Source organism: Pantoea cypripedii (assembly GCF_011395035.1).
GTDB lineage: Bacteria > Pseudomonadota > Gammaproteobacteria > Enterobacterales > Enterobacteriaceae > Pantoea > Pantoea cypripedii_A.
On record NZ_CP024770.1, the window covers coordinates 1,250,502 to 1,269,388 of the forward strand.

At 49.5% G+C, this 18,887-nt stretch carries 17 protein-coding genes and 1 pseudogene; 14 read left to right on the plus strand and 4 right to left on the minus strand.

Annotation, left to right across the window (positions count from 1 at the left end; genetic code table 11):
- Nucleotides 1-526: 526 nt before the first annotated feature.
- Entirely contained in the window at nt 527-1,651 is a 1,125-nt protein-coding gene (locus tag CUN67_RS29145) for an N-acetyltransferase (RefSeq protein ID WP_208719076.1), read from the plus strand.
- Between the two features lie 116 nt (nt 1,652-1,767).
- A complete protein-coding gene (locus tag CUN67_RS29150) occupies nt 1,768-2,130 on the plus strand; it encodes a diacylglycerol kinase (protein ID WP_208719078.1) in 363 nt (120 codons plus the stop codon).
- A 282-nt stretch (nt 2,131-2,412) separates the two neighbouring features.
- On the opposite strand, the gene CUN67_RS29155 is transcribed toward CUN67_RS29150, so the two are convergent.
- Entirely contained in the window at nt 2,413-3,036 is a 624-nt protein-coding gene (locus CUN67_RS29155; protein ID WP_208719080.1) for an NUDIX hydrolase, read from the minus strand.
- Between the two features lie 323 nt (nt 3,037-3,359).
- Here CUN67_RS29155 and ompC point away from each other — a divergent pair, with 323 nt between their 5' ends.
- The 9 genes from ompC (at nt 3,360) to fliB (ending at nt 12,783) form a co-directional block, all read left to right on the plus strand.
- Nucleotides 3,360-4,481: a porin OmpC gene (ompC, locus tag CUN67_RS29160; protein ID WP_208719082.1), complete on the plus strand. Its 1,122-nt coding sequence runs from the start codon at nt 3,360-3,362 to the stop codon at nt 4,479-4,481.
- Between the two features lie 79 nt (nt 4,482-4,560).
- A complete protein-coding gene (locus CUN67_RS29165; RefSeq protein ID WP_208719084.1) occupies nt 4,561-5,253 on the plus strand; it encodes a GntR family transcriptional regulator in 693 nt (230 codons plus the stop codon).
- A 173-nt stretch (nt 5,254-5,426) separates the two neighbouring features.
- Nucleotides 5,427-6,458: a C-terminal binding protein gene (locus tag CUN67_RS29170; RefSeq protein WP_208719086.1), complete on the plus strand. Its 1,032-nt coding sequence runs from the start codon at nt 5,427-5,429 to the stop codon at nt 6,456-6,458.
- Nucleotides 6,442-7,113 (plus strand): RraA family protein, encoded by a 672-nt coding sequence (locus tag CUN67_RS29175; protein WP_254711457.1) that lies wholly within the window; start codon nt 6,442-6,444, stop codon nt 7,111-7,113. Before CUN67_RS29170 ends, CUN67_RS29175 begins: the two co-directional genes overlap by 17 nt.
- Before the next feature lie 49 nt (nt 7,114-7,162).
- The gene (locus CUN67_RS29180) at nt 7,163-8,095 is read left to right on the plus strand and encodes a 2-dehydro-3-deoxygalactonokinase (RefSeq protein WP_208719090.1); all 933 of its coding nucleotides are present in this window, start codon (nt 7,163-7,165) and stop codon (nt 8,093-8,095) included.
- Nucleotides 8,088-8,723, plus strand: coding sequence for a 2-dehydro-3-deoxy-6-phosphogalactonate aldolase (locus tag CUN67_RS29185; RefSeq protein WP_208719606.1), 636 nt, complete (start codon nt 8,088-8,090; stop codon nt 8,721-8,723). Before CUN67_RS29180 ends, CUN67_RS29185 begins: the two co-directional genes overlap by 8 nt.
- Before the next feature lie 80 nt (nt 8,724-8,803).
- Nucleotides 8,804-10,153: an MFS transporter gene (locus tag CUN67_RS29190; protein WP_208719092.1), complete on the plus strand. Its 1,350-nt coding sequence runs from the start codon at nt 8,804-8,806 to the stop codon at nt 10,151-10,153.
- A gap of 6 nt (nt 10,154-10,159) precedes the next feature.
- Entirely contained in the window at nt 10,160-11,317 is a 1,158-nt protein-coding gene (locus tag CUN67_RS29195) for a mandelate racemase/muconate lactonizing enzyme family protein (protein ID WP_208719094.1), read from the plus strand.
- A gap of 263 nt (nt 11,318-11,580) precedes the next feature.
- Nucleotides 11,581-12,783 carry a flagellin lysine-N-methylase gene (gene fliB / locus CUN67_RS29200; RefSeq protein WP_208719096.1) on the plus strand — a complete coding sequence of 401 codons (1,203 nt, stop codon included), beginning with the start codon at nt 11,581-11,583 and terminating at the stop codon, nt 12,781-12,783.
- A 228-nt stretch (nt 12,784-13,011) separates the two neighbouring features.
- Here the strand turns inward: fliB and CUN67_RS29205 are convergent, their stop codons facing one another.
- Nucleotides 13,012-13,953: a LysR family transcriptional regulator gene (locus CUN67_RS29205; protein WP_208719098.1), complete on the minus strand. Its 942-nt coding sequence runs from the start codon at nt 13,951-13,953 to the stop codon at nt 13,012-13,014.
- Between the two features lie 377 nt (nt 13,954-14,330).
- Between CUN67_RS29205 and CUN67_RS29210 the strand changes: the two genes are divergently transcribed.
- Both CUN67_RS29210 and CUN67_RS29215 read left to right on the plus strand, forming a co-directional pair.
- On the plus strand, nt 14,331-15,533 hold the full coding sequence (locus tag CUN67_RS29210) for an MFS transporter (protein ID WP_208719100.1): 1,203 nt from the start codon (nt 14,331-14,333) through the stop codon (nt 15,531-15,533).
- The gene (locus CUN67_RS29215) at nt 15,530-16,384 is read left to right on the plus strand and encodes an SDR family NAD(P)-dependent oxidoreductase (RefSeq protein WP_208719101.1); all 855 of its coding nucleotides are present in this window, start codon (nt 15,530-15,532) and stop codon (nt 16,382-16,384) included. The genes CUN67_RS29210 and CUN67_RS29215 overlap by 4 nt, the downstream gene beginning before the upstream one ends.
- A gap of 157 nt (nt 16,385-16,541) precedes the next feature.
- Here CUN67_RS29215 and CUN67_RS29220 read toward each other — a convergent pair whose 3' ends face one another.
- Together CUN67_RS29220 and CUN67_RS30530 are read right to left on the minus strand one after the other, a co-directional pair.
- Nucleotides 16,542-17,456 (minus strand): GGDEF domain-containing protein, encoded by a 915-nt coding sequence (locus CUN67_RS29220; protein WP_208719103.1) that lies wholly within the window; start codon nt 17,454-17,456, stop codon nt 16,542-16,544.
- Nucleotides 17,457-17,738: 282 nt separating this feature from the next.
- Nucleotides 17,739-17,923, minus strand: a pseudogene (locus tag CUN67_RS30530) (serine dehydratase); the annotation flags it as partial.
- Between the two features lie 768 nt (nt 17,924-18,691).
- On the opposite strand from CUN67_RS30530, the gene CUN67_RS29225 reads away from it, so the two are divergent.
- Nucleotides 18,692-18,887, plus strand: a 196-nt coding sequence (locus CUN67_RS29225) for an NAD(P)-binding protein (protein ID WP_208719105.1), incomplete at its 3' end; no start/stop codon positions are given.

The window sequence follows — 18,887 nt, forward strand, 5'->3', positions numbered from 1 at the left end:
CAATTAGTTTGTCTGCGTCGTGCGCAATAATGTTCTGCATTGGCAAGCAGTCAATTACAGTCAGTTTGACGAAGACGCTGAGTAATTTTCACTTCAGGCAAACTTTATCCAGCATGTTATTATCCATATCTAAACGTATCCTAAACAGCATGCCCGAACGATTTCAAAAGTAAATACTTCATTTAGCGGGAATGTGGCGAAAAGCATAATCTGTCAAAAAAATGTAAAGGACGAGCAGGATGGCTTCGTTTGACTTAAGTTTCTGTTTTTTTTGTGTGACAGATGGCACAAAATAATAAAAGCATCATTTGTTTAACACCGGCATACCATTTTCTGGCAATAATCCCTATTCGCTGAAATGCGGCTGCTGCCGTTTTCAGTCTTACACAGTTTCCTCCTGATTCGTTGACTATCGATTTCTCTTATATCTGGAAGGTTAAGTAGGGTGTGAGTTAAACCTATCTCAAGGCGGAGCATTTGTTGTCGTTTTGTTAGTTTATAAATTCTTACATTTTTAAGGTTTTCTATGATTCGCATTGAGAAAGTTCAGGGAAAGAGTGAGCTTAAAGACTTCATTAATTTTCCTTCCACCCTTTATCCTGACGACCCAAACTGGATTACTCCTTTATATCTGGAGCGCGAAGAGCATTTATCAAAAAAAAATCCAGGTACAGAGCACATAGAATGGCAGGCGTGGATCGCGAAAAAGGGCGATGACGTAGTCGGGCGGATCACCGCACAAATTGATTCCTTACACCGCGATCTCTACGGTAACGACACGGGACATTTTGGCATGATTGATGCCATTGATGATCCTGAAGTGTTTTCAGCATTATTCGCCGCAGCTGAAGACTGGCTGAAGTCGAAAGGTGCATCAAAAATCACCGGCCCATTTAGCCTGAATATCAACCAGGAAAGTGGTTTGCTGATTGACGGATTTGATACGCCACCCTCAGCCCTGATGACGCATGGTAAGCCTTACTTTGCTGCCAACGTCGAGAATCAGGGATATGAGAAAGGTATCGACTTAATCGCTTACTGGATGAAGCGTACTGACCTTAACTTTTCGCGTTCACTCACCAAACTCATGGGGCAGGTACGTGAAAAGGTAACAATTCGTTGCATTGACCGTAAGAAATTCGGCGAGGAAATGCAGGTTCTGCGGGAAATCTTCAATTCCGGCTGGCAGAACAACTGGGGTTTTGTGCCGTTCACTGAGCATGAATTCGCCACCATGGGGGACCAGCTGAAGTTTCTGGTTCCCGACGATATGATTTATATCGCCGAGGTCGATTCCGTTCCTTGTGCGTTTATCGTCGGCTTGCCAAATATCAATGAAGCTATCCAGGGGCTGAATGGGCGCTTGTTGCCATTTGGCTGGGCTAAATTGTTATGGCGTTTGAAAGTGAGCGGGGTACGCACGGCCAGGGTTCCTCTGATGGGTGTTCGCCAGGAATACCAGTTCAGTCGTATGGGGCCGATCATCGCATTACTTCTCATCGAAGCGTTACGTGACCCGTTCGCGAAACGAAATATTGATGCTTTGGAGATGTCCTGGATTTTGGAATCCAATACGGGTATGCGCACGATTTTAGAAAAAATCGGGGCAGAGCCGTATAAACGTTACCGGCTGTACGAAAAACAACTCTGAAGTCCAGCTTCCCGCGTGCGGTTATTTATAGCGGGAAGCAACAAGTCACCAATTGAGTCGCGGAATCTGCACTATTCCGCTGCGCTTTCATCATTGCCGGGTATAAAAGATTAACTATGAATGCACATAATAAAGAGAAAGGCCTCCCGCGTTTCGTAAACAGCATACGTAACTCGTGGGATGGCCTTGTTGATGCCGTTCATACTGAAGATGCTTTTCAACAGCTACTTTTGGCCACATCAGCCTTGCTTGTGGTGGCGATGTCTTTAGACATTACAAAAATAGAAAGGGTGCTGTTAATCGCCAGCTGTTTTCTGATGCTGATTGTGGAATTGCTGAATACGGCGATTGAAAGCGTCGTTGATCGTATCTCTCTGGAACTGCATCCGCTGTCGAAACGAGCGAAAGACTTAGGTGGGGCAGCACAATTAGTGACGGTGGTGCTGGTGATTATTATCTGGTGTTCTGTCCTCTTCTGATTTCTCCGCTCATAAAAAATACGGCCTGGCATACCTGTAATAAAAGACAGGATGCCAGAATGTAATCGCCGCGTTCGATTCTGTCATTCCCTGCCAGCTGTATAATGCCCAAGGCGCAAAAAAAAAGTCCGGCTAGCGACCGGACAAAAGATACAATTGACTAGTTATCATGTCTGGCAGATGAGTGCCAAACGCCAGTAATTTACCTGAAGTAAATGAGTATTAATTGACGTTTAGTGCACAAATACTGAATTCGACCACACTTTTGTCAATGGTTTCATTTTAGTCGAAATAGGTTGGCATATCCGATATCGCGATATCGAAACTGACTTTAATCTGTTTCGGAACAATTCGGGTAAGAGAAAGCTCGGGTAATTCGTCCAGCGCAAAAAAGCCGATATCAAGTGATTCATGGCTTAGTGCCAGTTCGCCGCCGGTTTCCTCACATAAGAAAATCAGTTTATAAATATGCCACGGATGAGGAGGATGGCCGTGCTGGTTACGATCCCACACCCCCAGTAATTTAGTCACTTTGACGTTCAGACCCGTTTCTTCCTGCACTTCCCGGCATACCGCCTGAGCCGGGCTGTCACCGACATCAGCCCATCCCCCCGGCAAGCTCCATAGCCCATCCTCAGATTCACGGACCATAAGGACCTTATCCTGGCGGATGACAAAAGCCCGCACATCGGTTTTCGGTGTGGCATAGCCTTTCTCGGAAATATGCGTAATGTCTTCCTGTGCGATATCAAAATTAGCCGCAAGTAGCTCCATGGCTATTTCCTGTAGCGCCTCATAACGCTCCTTATCAAAGACATCCTTTGAATAAGTCAGACCAGACTGTGACAAAGCAAGAATCTTTTGCGCCGTATTAATGATATCGGTTTGAGAGAGGTTTTTTGTCATATATCCGTCCGTTAACAACTTGAGCAGGTATGTCAGTCTAGCCTAACGTGGGCAACGGAGTTATACAAGAGCGCTTTCCTGGCGTGACGTTGTCACACATTATCTGATGATAGATACAGCAAGGCACCCCTAAAAGGGGAAGCTCAGAAAACAGAAAATTTTTTCAATTATCTCTTGGTATACATATCCCTTCGTATAACTACCCTTTCAGATAACTTCCCTGGATAATCTCCCCATAAAATTTAAAACAGTCTCAATACCACTGGGGTGTGTAATTACCAGATTTTTCTGGCAGATATTTTATCCATCCTGAAGGGGAATAAATGAAAGCAAAATATTTGGTGCTGATGGCACCTTGCGTCTTTATGACAGGGTCTGTGTCCGCTGCCGAGATTTACAATAAAGATGGGAACAAGCTTGATCTCTATGGTCTGGTTTCAGGACTGCATTACTTCAGTAATGATAAAAGTCAGGATGGCGATCAGTCTTATATGCGCATCGGCTTCAAAGGACAAACACAGATTTCAGATCTGCTAACCGGCTATGGTCAGTGGCAAAGCCAGTTTAATACCAACCAGGCGGAAAGCGATGGCAACTCTATGTTCACGCGCCTCGGTTTTGCCGGTATCAGGGTGGGCGACTATGGCTCGTTTGATTATGGCCGTAACGTGGGTGTCCTGTATGACGCACTCAGCCAGACGGACATGGAACCGGAATTTGATGCGCAAACCTATAACACCGATCAGTTTATGTTCCGTCGTGGTAATAGCCTTGCGACTTATCGAAATACCGATTTCTTTGGCTTAGTGGATGGACTGGACTTTGCCCTGCAATATCAGGGGAAAAACGACGGTGGTGGGGAGCCTGGCGCCCGTGACGTATTACGTCAGAATGGCGATGGTTATGGGATGTCGGTGTCTTACGCCTTTGGCAATGGATTCAAGGCAGTCGGTGCCTTTACCAGTTCTGATCGTACCAATGCGCAAAACAACAGTGCTGGCATCATGGGACGTGGTGACAAGGCAGAAGCTTACTCTGCGTCGCTGAAATACGATGCACACAACGTTTATCTGGGCGTCATGTATACGCAAGCGTATAACGCCTCGCGTTTTGGCAGCAGTTCGGGGGCCGGGGTATATGGTTATGCCAACCAGTCAGATATTTTTGAAGCCTTTGCCCAATATACCTTCGACTCAGGCTGGGTGCCTTTTATTGCCTACAACCAGGCACGCGCGAAAAACCTTGGGGCTGCGGGTAACGGCAGAACTTATGGCAATCAGGATCTGGTGAAATTTGTCGATTTTGGTGGTTCTTATCTGTTCAACCAGAACATGCTGGCTTACGTCGATTACAAGCTCAATTTGATTGATAAAAGCGACTTTTCGCAAGCCGCAAGAGTATCAACGGATGATATCCTGGCTGTCGGCCTGGTGTATCAGTTCTGAATGTGCTGAACGTTGGGGATTGTTGTCCTGCGTTGTTTGGTTAAACTGTGGCATCTCATCCATCAACAGGGAGTCATCCGTGGCAGATTTTGAGCGTCCTAAGTCACTGACAGCGCTGGTAACAGATCATGTTCGCAAGTTAATCGTTCATGGCGATATTCCGCTGGGTGCCGCCATCAGCGAACGCACCGTCGCCGCTGAGCTGAATGTCTCAAAAACACCGGTTCGTGAAGCGCTTGCCCAGCTCAGTATTGAAGGGCTTGTCACGATCAAACCGCAATCCGGGGTGCGGGTGTTTACCCTGAGCGCCAGGGAAGTTCGCGAAATCTGTGCTTTCCGACAGGTTCTTGAGACGGCAGCACTGACCCTCGCTATGCAGCAGGATGCGAAAGGGCTGGCCGAAGCTCTGGATGCGGTGGTTAAACAAATGGACCTGGCCCAGAGTGATGCTGATTTTCGCCGCTATCTGGAGCTGGATAATGATTTTCACCAGTGTTTCTTTGATTTTTGTGGCAACACGTACCTGACCAATTCGTATGTGCGTTACGCGGCAAAAATTGCGGCGCTGCGCACCCATCTTGCCGCCAAACCGCAGCATACATCGCTTTCTTATCAGGAACATGGCGACATCGTTGCCGCCATCCGAAAGGATGCTGGCGCTGAAGTGCAAGCTATTCTCGAACGCCATTTAGGCCGTACCCGTGAAACCTATGAGATCGGCATAGAAGACATTGCCGCTGCTGATGCCGCTCCCCTGACCACGTCCTCCTGATCTTCCGCGCCAGGGATCCCTGGCCCTTTCCTTCGAAATCATAAAAAAGCCAATGCTGGTCACATTTTTTTAACTTAACTTTGACTGGTATATCAGATCTCAGTTAGTTTTTTTCAAAACCCGCAGATGATGCAGGTGGCGAAAACTACTCAATCTGGTTAAAGGAGCGTCTGATGAGTCGAAGATTTAAAGTGGTGATTACCGATTATGATTACGGCGACATCGCCATTGAAGAAGAGATCCTCAATGCCGCTGGCGCGGATGTTATTGGTCTGCAAGCGAAATCTGAAGATGATCTGGTTGAAATTGCTCGTGATTGCGACGCCATCATGAACCAGTATGCGCGTGTCGGTGCAAAGGTGATTTCCGCCATGACGCAATGCAAGGTGATTGCCCGTTACGGTGTCGGCGTCGATATTGTTGACGTGGATGCAGCCACTCAACGTAACATTCTGGTTACAAACGTGCGGGATTACTGCACCGAGGAAGTCGCTGACCATGCCATCAGCATGTGGCTGGCGCTGGCGCGTAACCTGTTGGCTTACAACACCGCCACACATCAGGGCATCTGGCAGTGGCAGTCTGGCGCACCTGTCTATCGCCTGCGCGGGCAAACCATGGGGATCGTCTCGTTTGGACGCATCGGTCAGGCCATCGCCGAGCGCGCGCGCGCCTTTGGCGTCAACGTCATCGTTTACGATCCTTACATCGATCCGGCATTAGCACGGCAACACCAGGCAGTACTGGTCAGTAAAGAAACGCTCATCGCACAATCCGACATTTTCATGATGCAGGTACCAATGACTGCGGATACCCGTCATTTCCTCAGCGAAGACGAATTCAGAGCGATGAAACGCCAGGCGTTAATCATTAACACCGGGCGTGGTCCGACTATCGATAATAAAGCGCTGTACCGCGCGCTGCATGAAGGCTGGATTGCCGGTGCGGCGCTGGACGATCCCGAAGAAGAGCCGGCAAAACGCGCGCACTGGAACCCGGCAGACAATCCGATTTTCTCTCTGCCAAATGTCATCGTGACCCCGCATTCAGCCTATTACTCTGAAGAATCCATTCGGGCAGCACGCCAGCTGGCGGCGACTGAAGTTGCCAGTGTGCTGACAGGTAAAACCCCGCGATTCCCGGTTAATGGTGCAGCCCTGGCGCTGCGCATCAAAGGAGCAAATGACCATGCTGAAGCAGTTTAATGATTTCACTCGCCAGCCAGAACTGCTGGCCCAGTTTGATGCCTTATTGCACAGCTACTCAATTGCTGCGGTTTTTGCCGATGTGCAGTACCGCACTGGCGTTATGGATAGCGGTATCAAACCTGCGTTCCGGGCTAAAGCCTGCGGGCAGGCAATCACCGTTCAACTGTCGAAAGGCGACCTTGTTGATCCACTGAAAGCGCTGGAGATGGGGCAGCCCGGCGATGTGATTGTGGTGGATGCCGGCGGTGATGTTAACACCTCCGTCTGCGGCGGGCTGATGGGCGGCCTGGCTCAGAATCGCGGCATTCGCGCCATGATCATTGACGGTGCCGGGCGAGACACTGACGAACTGGAAGATATCAACTGGCCAATCTGGAGTCGGGCGATCACTCCTCGCGGTACTCACACGATGTTTTCCGGGCGTAAAGAGGAACTGTCCATTAACGTTCCCATCGCGGTCGGCGGCCAGCTGGTGAAACCCGGTGATTTTATCGTCGCCGACCTGATGGGTGTGGTGGTTATCCCTCAGGAACATGCGCAGGAGGTTTTGAAACTGGCGAAAGAACAGGTCGAGCGTGAGCAGGCCACACGTGAATGGGTAAAACAGGGCAAAACAGTCGAAGATCTGCTGGCAGAGTTTGGCCGTATCTGACCGCACGCTCTGCACACCAGGTGCAGAGCATGTTAATCCGGAGATAAAGATGAGCAACAAAGCGGAATTTGGACTCTGTGACTGGGGCACCTCAAGCTTTCGTCTGTGGCTGGTAGACCGGGAGGGCAAAGTCCTGAAGGAAGTGCGTACCCGGCAGGGTCTGGCAAGTGTGGCTAACCGGTCATTTTCCCCCATGCTGGAACAGCACCTGACAGAACTTGAGGCACCAGCCGAGCTGCCGGTGTTGATATGCGGTATGGCGGGTTCCCGCCAGGGCTGGCTGGACGCCGGTTACAGCACCGTCCCGGTAACGGTGAACGAACTTATGCGCTCGCCGATCAGGATTACCGGCACAAGAGACATCCGGATATTGCCGGGAGTGTGTCAGCTTGCTCCTGCTTACGATGTCATGCGCGGCGAGGAAACCATGCTGCTGGGCGCAGTGCGATCAAGCCGGCTGAAGGACGGAGTGATCGTCATGCCCGGGACCCATAGTAAATGGGTATCACTGGAGAACGCGGCCGTCACCGGTTTCAGCACCTTCATGACCGGTGAACTTTTCAGCCTGATGAGTACACATTCGATTCTGCGCCACGCGGTAGCCGATGCCGTCGGGGACATTGATGAACATTCTCCGGCGTTTATCTCTGCGGTGAACGCGATGCTGAGCGGGGCATCGCTCACTCATCAGCTGTTCAGGGTTCGCGCTGCCACCTTGCTGAGCGAGTGTACCCCGGCTGAAAGCGATGCAAGGGTGTCGGGATTGTTGATTGGCGCAGAAGTCGCAGCTGGCTATCACCAGACTTCTCAGCGTCAGTTGATATTAATCGCATCGGGGGCGCTGACAGCGCCTTATCACAAGGCATTAACGCTGGCGGGCTTTGATGTCACAGTTCTGGATGCTGACGAAGCGGTTCGCGCTGGGTTATTCCAGAGCGCGCAAGCCCTCTGGCAGCGGCGGGAGGAAGAACATCATGTCTGATTTATTGATACCCGACGGGAAGCGGGGGCTGATTGCGATCCTGCGCGGGATTAAGCCGGAAGAAGTGGTTGATATCGGATTTGCCCTGGTCGAGGCAGGAATTGAGATCATTGAAGTTCCCCTTAATTCACCTGCAGCGTTTGAGTCCATATCACGTCTGATAAAAGCATTACCTGCGGACATGATGGTCGGTGCTGGCACCGTTCTGAATCCGCAGGATGTCAATCGTCTGGCAGATTGTGGTGGCAGGATCGTGGTGAGTCCTAATGTCGATCAGGCCGTCATTGGGCAAACCCGCTTACGGGGCATGCTTTCTCTGCCTGGCGTCTTTACGGCAACTGAAGCTTTTCAGGCGATTGCCGCAGGAGCCAGCGGTCTTAAATTTTTTCCTGCTGCAATGATGGGTGTCAGTGGAATTAATGCGCTGCGTGCGGTTCTCCCCCCGGACATGCCATTAGGTGCGGTTGGGGGAATAGAGGCGGGGCAATTTGGTGATTATCTCAATGCGGGTATTCATTTCTTCGGACTTGGCAGCAATTTGTATAAACCCGGCGATAACGCACGTCAGGTATCGGACAGAACAACACATCTGGTGCGTGCCTGGGATGCCGTAAAAAACAATAAATAATTTTCCGTAATAAAAGTCAGCTATCCGGCTGCGCTGCGAAAAGCGTGGCCTTATTCTCTCTACCCTGCAGGAGAAAATAAATGTCTGGATTTACTCTGTCAAAACAAAATATGACCCTGAAACCACAAGGGCGTCAGCGCTGGGGCGTGCTTGGATTACTTTGCCTGCTGGCGATAATTAATAATATCGATCGCCTGACACTCTCTATCGCTGCGCCGGTTATGCAAAACGAATTGCATATCACCGCCACGGATATCGGCTTGCTGGGCAGCGCTTTCGCCCTGGCGTATGCTTTCGGACAATTACCTTCAGGCTGGTTTGTTGATCGTTTCAGCCCCCGCATCCTGCTGGGTGCGTCGGTGATTATCTGGAGTGCGGCGACTGTCGCAATGGGCCTGTCCTATACGCTGACGGGGTTTATACTCGCACGTATCTGGCTTGGTCTGGCTGAAGCGCCATCGTTGCCGGCCACAAACAAAATTGTTACCCGCTGGTTCCCGAAACAGGAGCAGGGGATTGCTAATGCCAGCTGGGATGCTGCATTGAAAGTGGGGCCAGCTTTCTTTACCTTTTTACTGATCTGGATTGTTTCAGAGATTGGCTGGCGTGAAATGTATTTCATTGCTGGCGGCGCAGGGATCATCGCCGCAGTGATCTTTTTCGCCTTTTATCGGGATATTGAAAAACATAAATCCCTGACGAAGGAAGAAAGAGAATATATCCAGCATGATGCCACCCCAATAAGTACCAAAAACAGTTTGCCCTGGAAGGAATTATTCAGGCACCAGACAATGTGGGGCATGATGGGAGGATTCTTTTGTAATATGTGGGTTTACCAGATTTTCCTCGTCTTTATCCCGCTTTATATTATTAACCAGTTTGGTATTAAATTTTCTTCTCTGGGCCTGGTCGCCAGCCTGCCCTGGATTGGTGCCATCATTGGCGACCTCGTTAGCGGTGTGATTTCAGGCAAGCTTTCGGCACGCTCAGGCTGGAGCACACTGAAAGCCAAGAAGGTCACCATCGTGGGTGCGCTGGTGTTACAGGCCGTTGTCCTGGCGTTGCTGCCCTTTAATGGCATGTTCGGTGAGGGGGCGGGCCTGACAGTCGCTGTGATCTTAATGGCATTTGCTCTGGGTTTTAATGGCGGCGTGGTAGCGCATGCCTGGTCGATTCCGGCGGAAGTCACGGCCCCGACAACGGTAGCCTCTGTGGCGGCAGTGCAGAATTTCGGTGGTTTTCTTGGTGCAACAGTATCGCCGCTGGTAGCCGGAGCGATTGTCGATGCAACACACAGTTTTACGCTGGTCTTTCTGATTTCCGCGATTGTCTCGGTGATTGGCGGCGGCATTTATTTCTGGTTGGTGGGCAAACCCATTATCCGTGAAGAAGAAACCTCATCCCTTATGACACAAGCTGCGCAGGAGTAATCAGACATGAAAATTACTGAAGTGGAAACCTATATCCTGAAGAGCAAACTGGATCGTCCGTTTGCCTATTCACAAGGCTGGGTGCAGGGTCGGTCCACGGTACTTGTGCGCATCGCCACCGATGAGGGTTTCGAAGGCTGGGGTGAAACGTTCAGTGTGGGCTTACAACCTCCCGAGATCGCTGCCGCCACCATTAACAGCGCCCTGAAACCGCTGATCATGGGTAAAGATCCCCGTAATACAGAAGTCTTGTGGCATGACATGTACGTCAGAACCCGGGATTACGGACGTAAGGGCGTGGTACTGGGGGCCATCAGCGCGGTTGATATTGCGTTGTGGGATATCTGCGGTAAAGCGGCTGGATTACCGTTATGGCAGCTGTTGGGTGGTGCGTTTCGTGAGCGCGTGCAATGTTATGCGACAGGTTTTTTCCGCACGGAAGGACGTGGGCAGGCTGACGCAATGGCCAGTGAAGCCGTGCGCCACAGTGAAGCTGGTTTCTCCCTGATGAAGGTGAAGCTTGGCTTTGGTGTTGATGATGACGTAAAGGTCATGTCTGCCATCCGGCAAGCCGTTGGTGAGCGGAGTAAATTTATGATTGATGTTAACCACGGATACGGTGCCAATGATGCCATTCGCCTTGGGCGCGCCCTGGCTGATTACGATTTACTGTGGATGGAAGAACCGGTCATCCCTGAAGATTATGTTGCTTACCGCCGGGTAAGGGATGCGCTGGACATTCCTATTGCTGGTGGTGAAGCGGAGTTTTCCTTGTTTGGTTTCCGCGATCTCATTGCATCTCAGTCCATCGATATTGCACAACCTGATATCTGTCTGGCGGGTGGGGTGACTGCGTTGCGCCATATTAATGTCCTTGCGATGGCTGGTGGCGTTCAGGTTAACCCGCACGTCTGGGGGACAGCCGTCGGGCAATACGCATCATTGCATATGATTGCATCTACCCCGGTCACCCACTATGCGCTGTACGCAAACCAGCCACTTTTTGAATATGACACATCATCTCATCCGTTCCGCACCGCACTGGTTGAAAACCCGCTGGAACATCAACAGGGCTGGTTAACACTTCCGCAGGAGCCTGGTCTTGGTTTCACCATAGACAGAGCATTCCTGAAAGAGAATGCGATGACTGATTCTATTCATTAAATATTAAGTTTATCCCGCCGTCTCTCTTAATGCAGCAGAGACGGTGCTGGAAAATAACAAGGCGTGTAGTAAAGGATCAGGAGAGAATTTTTCCAGCGCATAAATTTAGAGTTTCTTATGTATCCCTGCGCTTAATGCGAACTTATGCCGCTATAATGAGCAAAACAAGCAACAATTCAGGTTTTTTTTGTCGCTATTGATTCCTGCGCTTTTGGTTATCGTGAGATAACTTTTTTTATCTTCTTCTGAAGAGAGCTGATTTTATGGAAGAGATAGTTATTGTTGAGCCAGCATTTTTCAGCCAGTTTCATTGTGTGGGGAGTGCTTGTCCCGATCATTGCTGTAAAGGCTGGGACATCGAGCTTGATCAGCCGACTGTGCATCGCTACATGAAAAGTGATGAAATTGAGATTCGTAATATTGCTGTGGACAATATCATTACCACAGAAGAGAGCCATAGCAGTTGGGGGAAGATTAAATTAAAAAGCAATGGCGACTGTACTTTTCTTGATGAAGACCGCTTGTGCAAAGTGCATAAGTCTCTTGGGGAAAAAGCGCTAAGTACCACTTGTGCGATCTTTCCGCGCCTTTATGCCAGCTATAAATACGAAATCAGAAGTAACCTGACGTTGTCTTGCCCCGAAGCCGCGAAAAAGCTGTTAACCACACCCGACGCGATGCTCTACAGCGAAAGGATCAAGCTAAGTCCCGAGGCCCTGGATGCACCTGATATTAACCAGGAAGATCGCCTGCTCAATCTGATGTGTACGAATATTATGGTCAGTTGTGGTATGGACATCGAAGGAGGCTTTTACGGCATCATAATGCTGTTTCTTTATCGCGCTGAACTGGCAGAAAGCCATGATCCACATGAAAAGCTATTAAGTTATTTCGAGGAGATCCAGGCAGCGATTTATAACGGCCAGATAAGAAAAGGCATTGATGAATTAAAGCCTGATTATCAGCTGCAATCCATACTGCTTCAGCGACTACAAACGTATCTGAGTACCAAACAGGACGGTCGCGGATGGTCTACCTTACGCTACTACTCGCAAAAATTGATTGATTTTCAAAGCAAAAATTTGGAAGCCGATGATGCCCTGGCATCCATGAGGCGGCTGAACCAAATCTGGCAGGAGAAAGCAGTGCCGTGGCTGCGCAATCGCCCCCATCTGTTCAGTAACTATATACAGTATCGTATGTATGAGGATTTCTTTCCGATGAAAAATGGCAGGGAAGCTTATACCAACCTTTATTTTCTGATGTCAGAATGGTTCCTGTTAAAATGGCTCATCGCTGCCTCGATTGAACTCAAACCTGACTTTACCGAAGATGATGTGGTTAATATTGTTTATAGCTATCACAGCATCACCAGACATGACAAATATGCGGAAGATGCATTTCTGGCAGAAATTGAAACGTTAAAATTCAAAGATAACCTTTCTTTGGTTTATCTGTTGAAATAATATTATAGCGCCGCTGGTTCCGAACCCCACTGATAACGTGGGGTTCGGAACCAGCCTGAACCCCGCTTTGTTAATGCGTATTTGCGAGAATCACCGTTTTTCCCTTTTCCCTGAGCCTGGTGACGGCCTCTCCAGGTGCTTCGCTGTCGGTAATAATGATGTCAATTTTCTCAACCGGAAGGACGACATTAAATCCTTTTCTGCTGAACTTGGTCGAATCAGTCGTAGTTACGATTTTCCGGAGCGCTGTTCTGCTGCAATTTCTTCCTTCAGCGCATCGATCAACTCCCGTAAACCCTGTGGTATGCGGCGGTGACCGGGATAATAAAGATGCATAGCCGGTTCTGTGGGAGACCATTCAGGCAGAACAACTCTCAGGCTGCCATCACGAAGATACGTGCTCACGCGATCTTCCAGACAGTAGGCGATCCCGGTGCCTGCGAGGGCCAGCTCAATAGCCAGCGCCGTTTCACTGACGCAAATCTGCCCGGGAACAGCAATAACGCGATAATCATCGCCCCGGCGAAACTCCCATTTATAAATGGTGCCCTGGCCGGTGCGCATTTGCAGGCAGGAATGTAAGCGGAGATCTTCAGGAACAGCAGGCGCAGTGCGGTGGTAAAGATAACGGGGTGAAGCCACTGCTACCCATTTCAAATCGGGGCCGAGCCGCACCGCAACTAAGTCTTCCGGCACCGTATTGCCGAAGCGGATGCCGGCATCGAATCCTTCAGACACGATATCTACCATCCTGTCGTCCACGCTAATTTCAACCTCAACATCCGGATACAGGCTGATGAACTTGGGCAGATGGCGGGCAATGATGAGTCTGGCACCGTCGCTCAGCACGTTGAGACGCAGGCGGCCAACCGGACGGTCGCGCATACGGTTAATATCATCCAGGGCTTCACCTATTTCGCGAAATCCCACCTCAAGCCGCAGTGCCAGGCTTGCACCCGCTTCCGTTGGCGCAACGGTTCGGCTGGTCCGGTTCAGTAATCGCACGCCCAGGCGCGTTTCCAGATTACGCACGGAGTGACTGAGTGCGGACGTGCTGATCCCCAGCTCTACCGCTGCTTTAGTGAAACTACGTAGTCTTTCTACCGCTTTGAATGTGTTGAGGTCCGCAAGGTCGCTACGTGAGAGCCTGGCAATAGGTCTTACTGGCATAGTTAACATCCCGGTGTTGAGCCAGATTAAATGTCCCGTACTCAATAACGCAACTCTGGCCAGATTTTAGCGTGTTAAGTTTAGATTTATTCACAAATACGATGCAACTAACCGCGATTACCCTGCGGTCAACAACGCGCGTGTCATTATTGTTGAGTTAAATTCACTGAGCCATAGGGTCTGGCTAAACAATTACCCGGAGCAGCGGGTTTATAGTGTATTTCAATTCATCGATACCAATGTAATGCCATCAACCTGGCGCGGTACTGATTTTGCACAGTCTGACCAGGCTGAGAACTGCTGTCCGGGTATAGCTGTGCTTTTTTCAGTCCCTGCTAATGGCTGGCATTGCTTTCCATTGGGAGACGACAACCGTTATGTCAGAACAAACTTACCCTGCAGAACTGGACAGAGTTCAGCCACCCGCAGGGATATTACCCGCCATGCTGGCGCTGGGTGCGGGTGGATTATGCATTGGCACCGGCGAATTCTCACCGATGAGTTTGCTGCCGGATCTGGCGAAAGGCACCGGTGTTTCCGTTCCGGCGGCGGGGGCCTATATCAGCGCTTATGCAGCAGGCGTGGTGGTTGGTGCCCCGGCGATAGCTATTCTGGGCGCGCGCTGGCCCCGCAAGCTTTTGCTGCTGGTGTTGCTGCTCATTGCGTTGGCTGGTTATGGCTGCAGTGCAGCAGCCTGGGGCTACAGTTCTCTGCTGATTGCCCGTTTTATTTCAGGATTGCCCCACGGTGCCTGGTATGGCGTTTCCGCACTGGTTGCAGCGTCAATGGTGACCTCTGATCAGAAGGCGCGTTATATCGGTTACGTGATGCTGGGCCTTGCTGTTGCCAACGTTGCCGGGGTTCCCCTTGTCACCTGGGCAGGGCAGTCCCTGGGCTGGCGCATGTCATTTGCGATGGTTACCGCAGGTATCGTCCTGACGGCGGTCATGGTGAAGCTGTTTGTGCCGTCAGTTCCGGCTGATGGAGGCGCCTCACCGCTCAAAGAACTGGGGGCGTTGCGCAGCCCGCAAATCCTGATGACGTTCGGTGTGGCTTCGGTCAGTTTTGCCGGCATGTTTGCCGTTTATAGTTTTATCACCCCAGCCCTTACTGAAGTCAGCGGCTTCAATCTGAAACTTGTGCCCTGGATCCTTGTGCTCTGGGGTGTCGGCATGGTCACCGGCAATGTGATTGGCGGGCGTCTGGCTGACCGGGCCTTGCTCCCGTCGGTCTTTGGCATGATCGGCTGGAATATGGTCGTGCTGGGCCTTTTCGCATTCGTTGCTGAATGGAAGGTGCCGGTGCTGATCGCGATTTTCTTGCTCGGTAATGGCTTCGCTCTGGTGCCAGCTCTGCAGTCTCACATGATGAATATCGCGGGTGACGCGCAGACACTGGCCTCTTCACTGACGCATAGCGCATTCAATATTTCCAATGCGCTGGGGGCTGCCTGCGGCGGGTTGGCTATTGCTGCGGGTGGTTCCTGGATTTCCACCGGTTGGGTTGGCGTGGCGTTCTCAGCAATAGCGCTGTTGCTGATGTATCTCTCGGTTCACATCACCAGAAGGAGTCAGAAATGACAGATTCAGTTATCGCAGTCGGCCGCGTGGCGGTCATTACCGGTGCGGCCAAAGGTATCGGCGCGGCACTTGCCCGTCGTCTGAGCAGGGAAGGGATGCGGCTAAGCCTGTTTGACAGAGATGCAGTGGCGCTGCAGGCGCTGGCGGCCACCCTCGGGACGGAATGCTGTCTTGTCACCGGCGATGTGACCAGCATTGATGACCTGACCCGCCTGCGCGATAACACGCGTGCAGCATTCGGTGAGATCGCTCTGCTTATCAATAATGCCGGTATTAAAGAGGGCGGAGGTCCCTGGGATTCTCCCGACAAATGGCGACATAATCTCGAAGTCAATTTGCTCTCTGCGGTGACCCTGCAACACCTGTTTGTACCGCTGATGCTGGCGATGGCAGGAACCGGTGCGGTTGTGAACCTTGGTTCAAAGGAAGGGATCACCACACCGCCTGGCAATGCCGCCTACAGTGCTGGCAAGGCAGCTCTCAAGGTGTTAACCGAACAACTGGCCCATGAACTTTTACAGGCGACATCAGGGCGTGTCACGGCACATTTGCTGGTTCCGGGTTTCACCTGGACGGACATGAATTTCCCCGGAATGAATGAGCAGGCCGACGCTAAACCCGATGAAGCCTGGACATCGGGTCAGGTGGTGGATTACTTCGTCGAACATTTCACAGCCGGTGATTTTTACATTATCTGCCCGGATAACGCGGTGTCTTCTGAACTGGACCGGAAGCGAATCACCTGGGCCATGCAGGATATGGTTGAGAACCGTCCGGCACTGTCCCGCTGGCATCCGGACTGGCAAGAAGCGTTTTATCGCTGGATAAATTCAACAGGTAGCCAGTTATGATGACACTGGCGGATGAGAGGGTATCTTTTCACTGTATGTTACCTCGGGAATTTAGCGCGAAATAATAGTTCCAATGGATAGCGTCATTTATAAGCTATGCTTGTTTAAATCAGTTTTGGACCTGTTTAGGAATACCCTTATAATTCTTTATTCGTTCTTAACTGATTTCAAGAAATCTCTTCGAAACAGGGTAATAGGTTATTTTGTTTTTTCCGTTATGTTTAGATTGATACAAGGCCGAATCAGCCGCTGATAACACGCAGGAAGTGGTTTGATTTTCCATCTTTTCTGACACACCGATACTGACTGTGACTAAGATGCCTTCGACTGAGATCAGGGATATAGAATTTTTTATATCTTCAATGATGCCATTCAGGTGGCCATCTCCGGTAATAATGACTGAGAACTCTTCTCCCCCGGAACGCGCGATAAACGTTTTGTCATCAATGAAATTTTTTAGAATGGCACCAACCTGTCTGAGAACGCTGTCTCCTTTATCATGACCGTACGAATCATTGATTTTTTTGAAATCATCAATATCCATGATGCAGATTACGCACGAAGTATTTTCAATTTCCTTTAACTTCATGTTCATATGACGTCGGTTAGGAAGACCGGTCAGCTCATCTGTCAGAGATAAGCCCACGACTGATTTATACCGTTCGTTGACAACATTGATAAAGTTGTTGAATGAATAAATAAAGAGCAGGATGGCTGGTGCATACAGCACAGCAGCGATAAGAGATGTTGTATCCCTGTCAATAATTGTAAGGCCGCCAGCCATAGACGCCAGAGTGGAATTCAAAAGCAGGAAGAGCCCTATTCTGAAGGTGGTGAAATGTCTTTTATGTAAGTAAATTTTGAATGATTTCCTTATAAACCATGTGAGCAAAAAAACCGTTAGGAGATTAATTATGAAATAAACATTAACATTAGATGTTTTTCCTTTAACGATCGCCAGTAACACAATGGCTGACCCCAGGGTAAAGGCATAGAAAATTATCATCCTGTACAGCATTCCCCTGGTGCTTCCGACTTCATTGATCAATTTACTCTGTAACCTGAACGGCATTTTTCCACCTGGACTAAATCATTTCATAGTCAATCTATAACATAGAAGGGAATTATAAAAGCTAAGGTTTTGCAAATAAGAGTCAAGCATAAAATGCGTTTTTTCCTGGGGGGAAGTGGCATTGAGAAATTGTCTTTAAGAGAACAATTTATGCTATTTATTGGATTGAAGAATAATGTGGAATATTTTATGGATGGTTGTTTTGTCAGGTTTGCCTGCCGTAATTTAATCAGGAGCATTAGAATACTTCATCGCACCTATTAACTGGTTATCAGTGACAGTGGCTGACAGGGAAGAACCTGAAAGCAGACTACCGCCACCTAAGGGAACAAACAGGGCATCCAGCTCTTCGCACTCTTCAAAAAGCGCTTTGCCGCAGTGCCCTTGCCGGCAGCAACATGCGGGGGATCGTATGGAGGAATGAGAGTGAGTCCAAAGCGATTGGCAAGCTCAAGACCAATATTCTGGCAACACGATTACTCTGCAGACTTCTCATTCAGAGAAATGCCGGGTGGGGCAAAAATGAAAACATGTTGACATCAAAATCGCTCATAACTAAACTGAACCGTACAGTTATGTGGAGGTGAAGGTATGGATATGACCAGCAATGTGTTGATCGGGCTTATTTGTGTCGTGGTTGTGGTAATGCTCAGCGGATGTGTCTCAATTCTTTAATCACAGGTAATAGCTATGAGAATTTTCTTTGCGGTCTTCGTTTGCCCGATTATTTTTCTGCTATCCGGCTGTTTGTCAGTAGGCAGCCATATTTGAATACTGCTGGTGGCAGCCATGATGGTGGTCACCAGTATAGTTATTGCAGAAGATGAGCAGTGGATTCTTACCATTGATAAAGCCAGCGTGGAGCAGAGTCCATGACGTAACAGGGCTGCCATGCGTCCCGCATAACGATCATGCGCTTATGTTATGCATCAGCTCTGAATCCCCGGGAAAATCGACTACCCATTAATATGGAGGACTCCATGAGATAACAATGAAAACAAATAGTTAGAGTCAGTCTCTAATGCCCACGAATGAATGTACATCATCACCACGCCCTCCTTAAAAAATCTTTCACCCGGAACGCCTTGTTCTCTGTTCATCATCCATATGAAATTGTGATGCGAAGCTTCATTTAAATAAAATCTGGTTCATCTCGATAATCACATATGGTATACGATATACGTGATGATTTGATAATTCTTGACGTTAGTATGCTTTAAGCACTGAGGCGGATTATGACTACGAATACACATTATGATTACATTGTTGTTGGAGCGGGTTCAGCAGGTTGTGTGGTTGCGAATCGCCTCAGCGAAAGTGGCAAATTTAAAGTGCTTCTTCTTGAGGCGGGGAAAAGTCATAGAAACATTATTCTGGACATGCCAGCTGCGCTTGGATTACCGCTGGAAAATACCCGCTTTAACTGGGGAT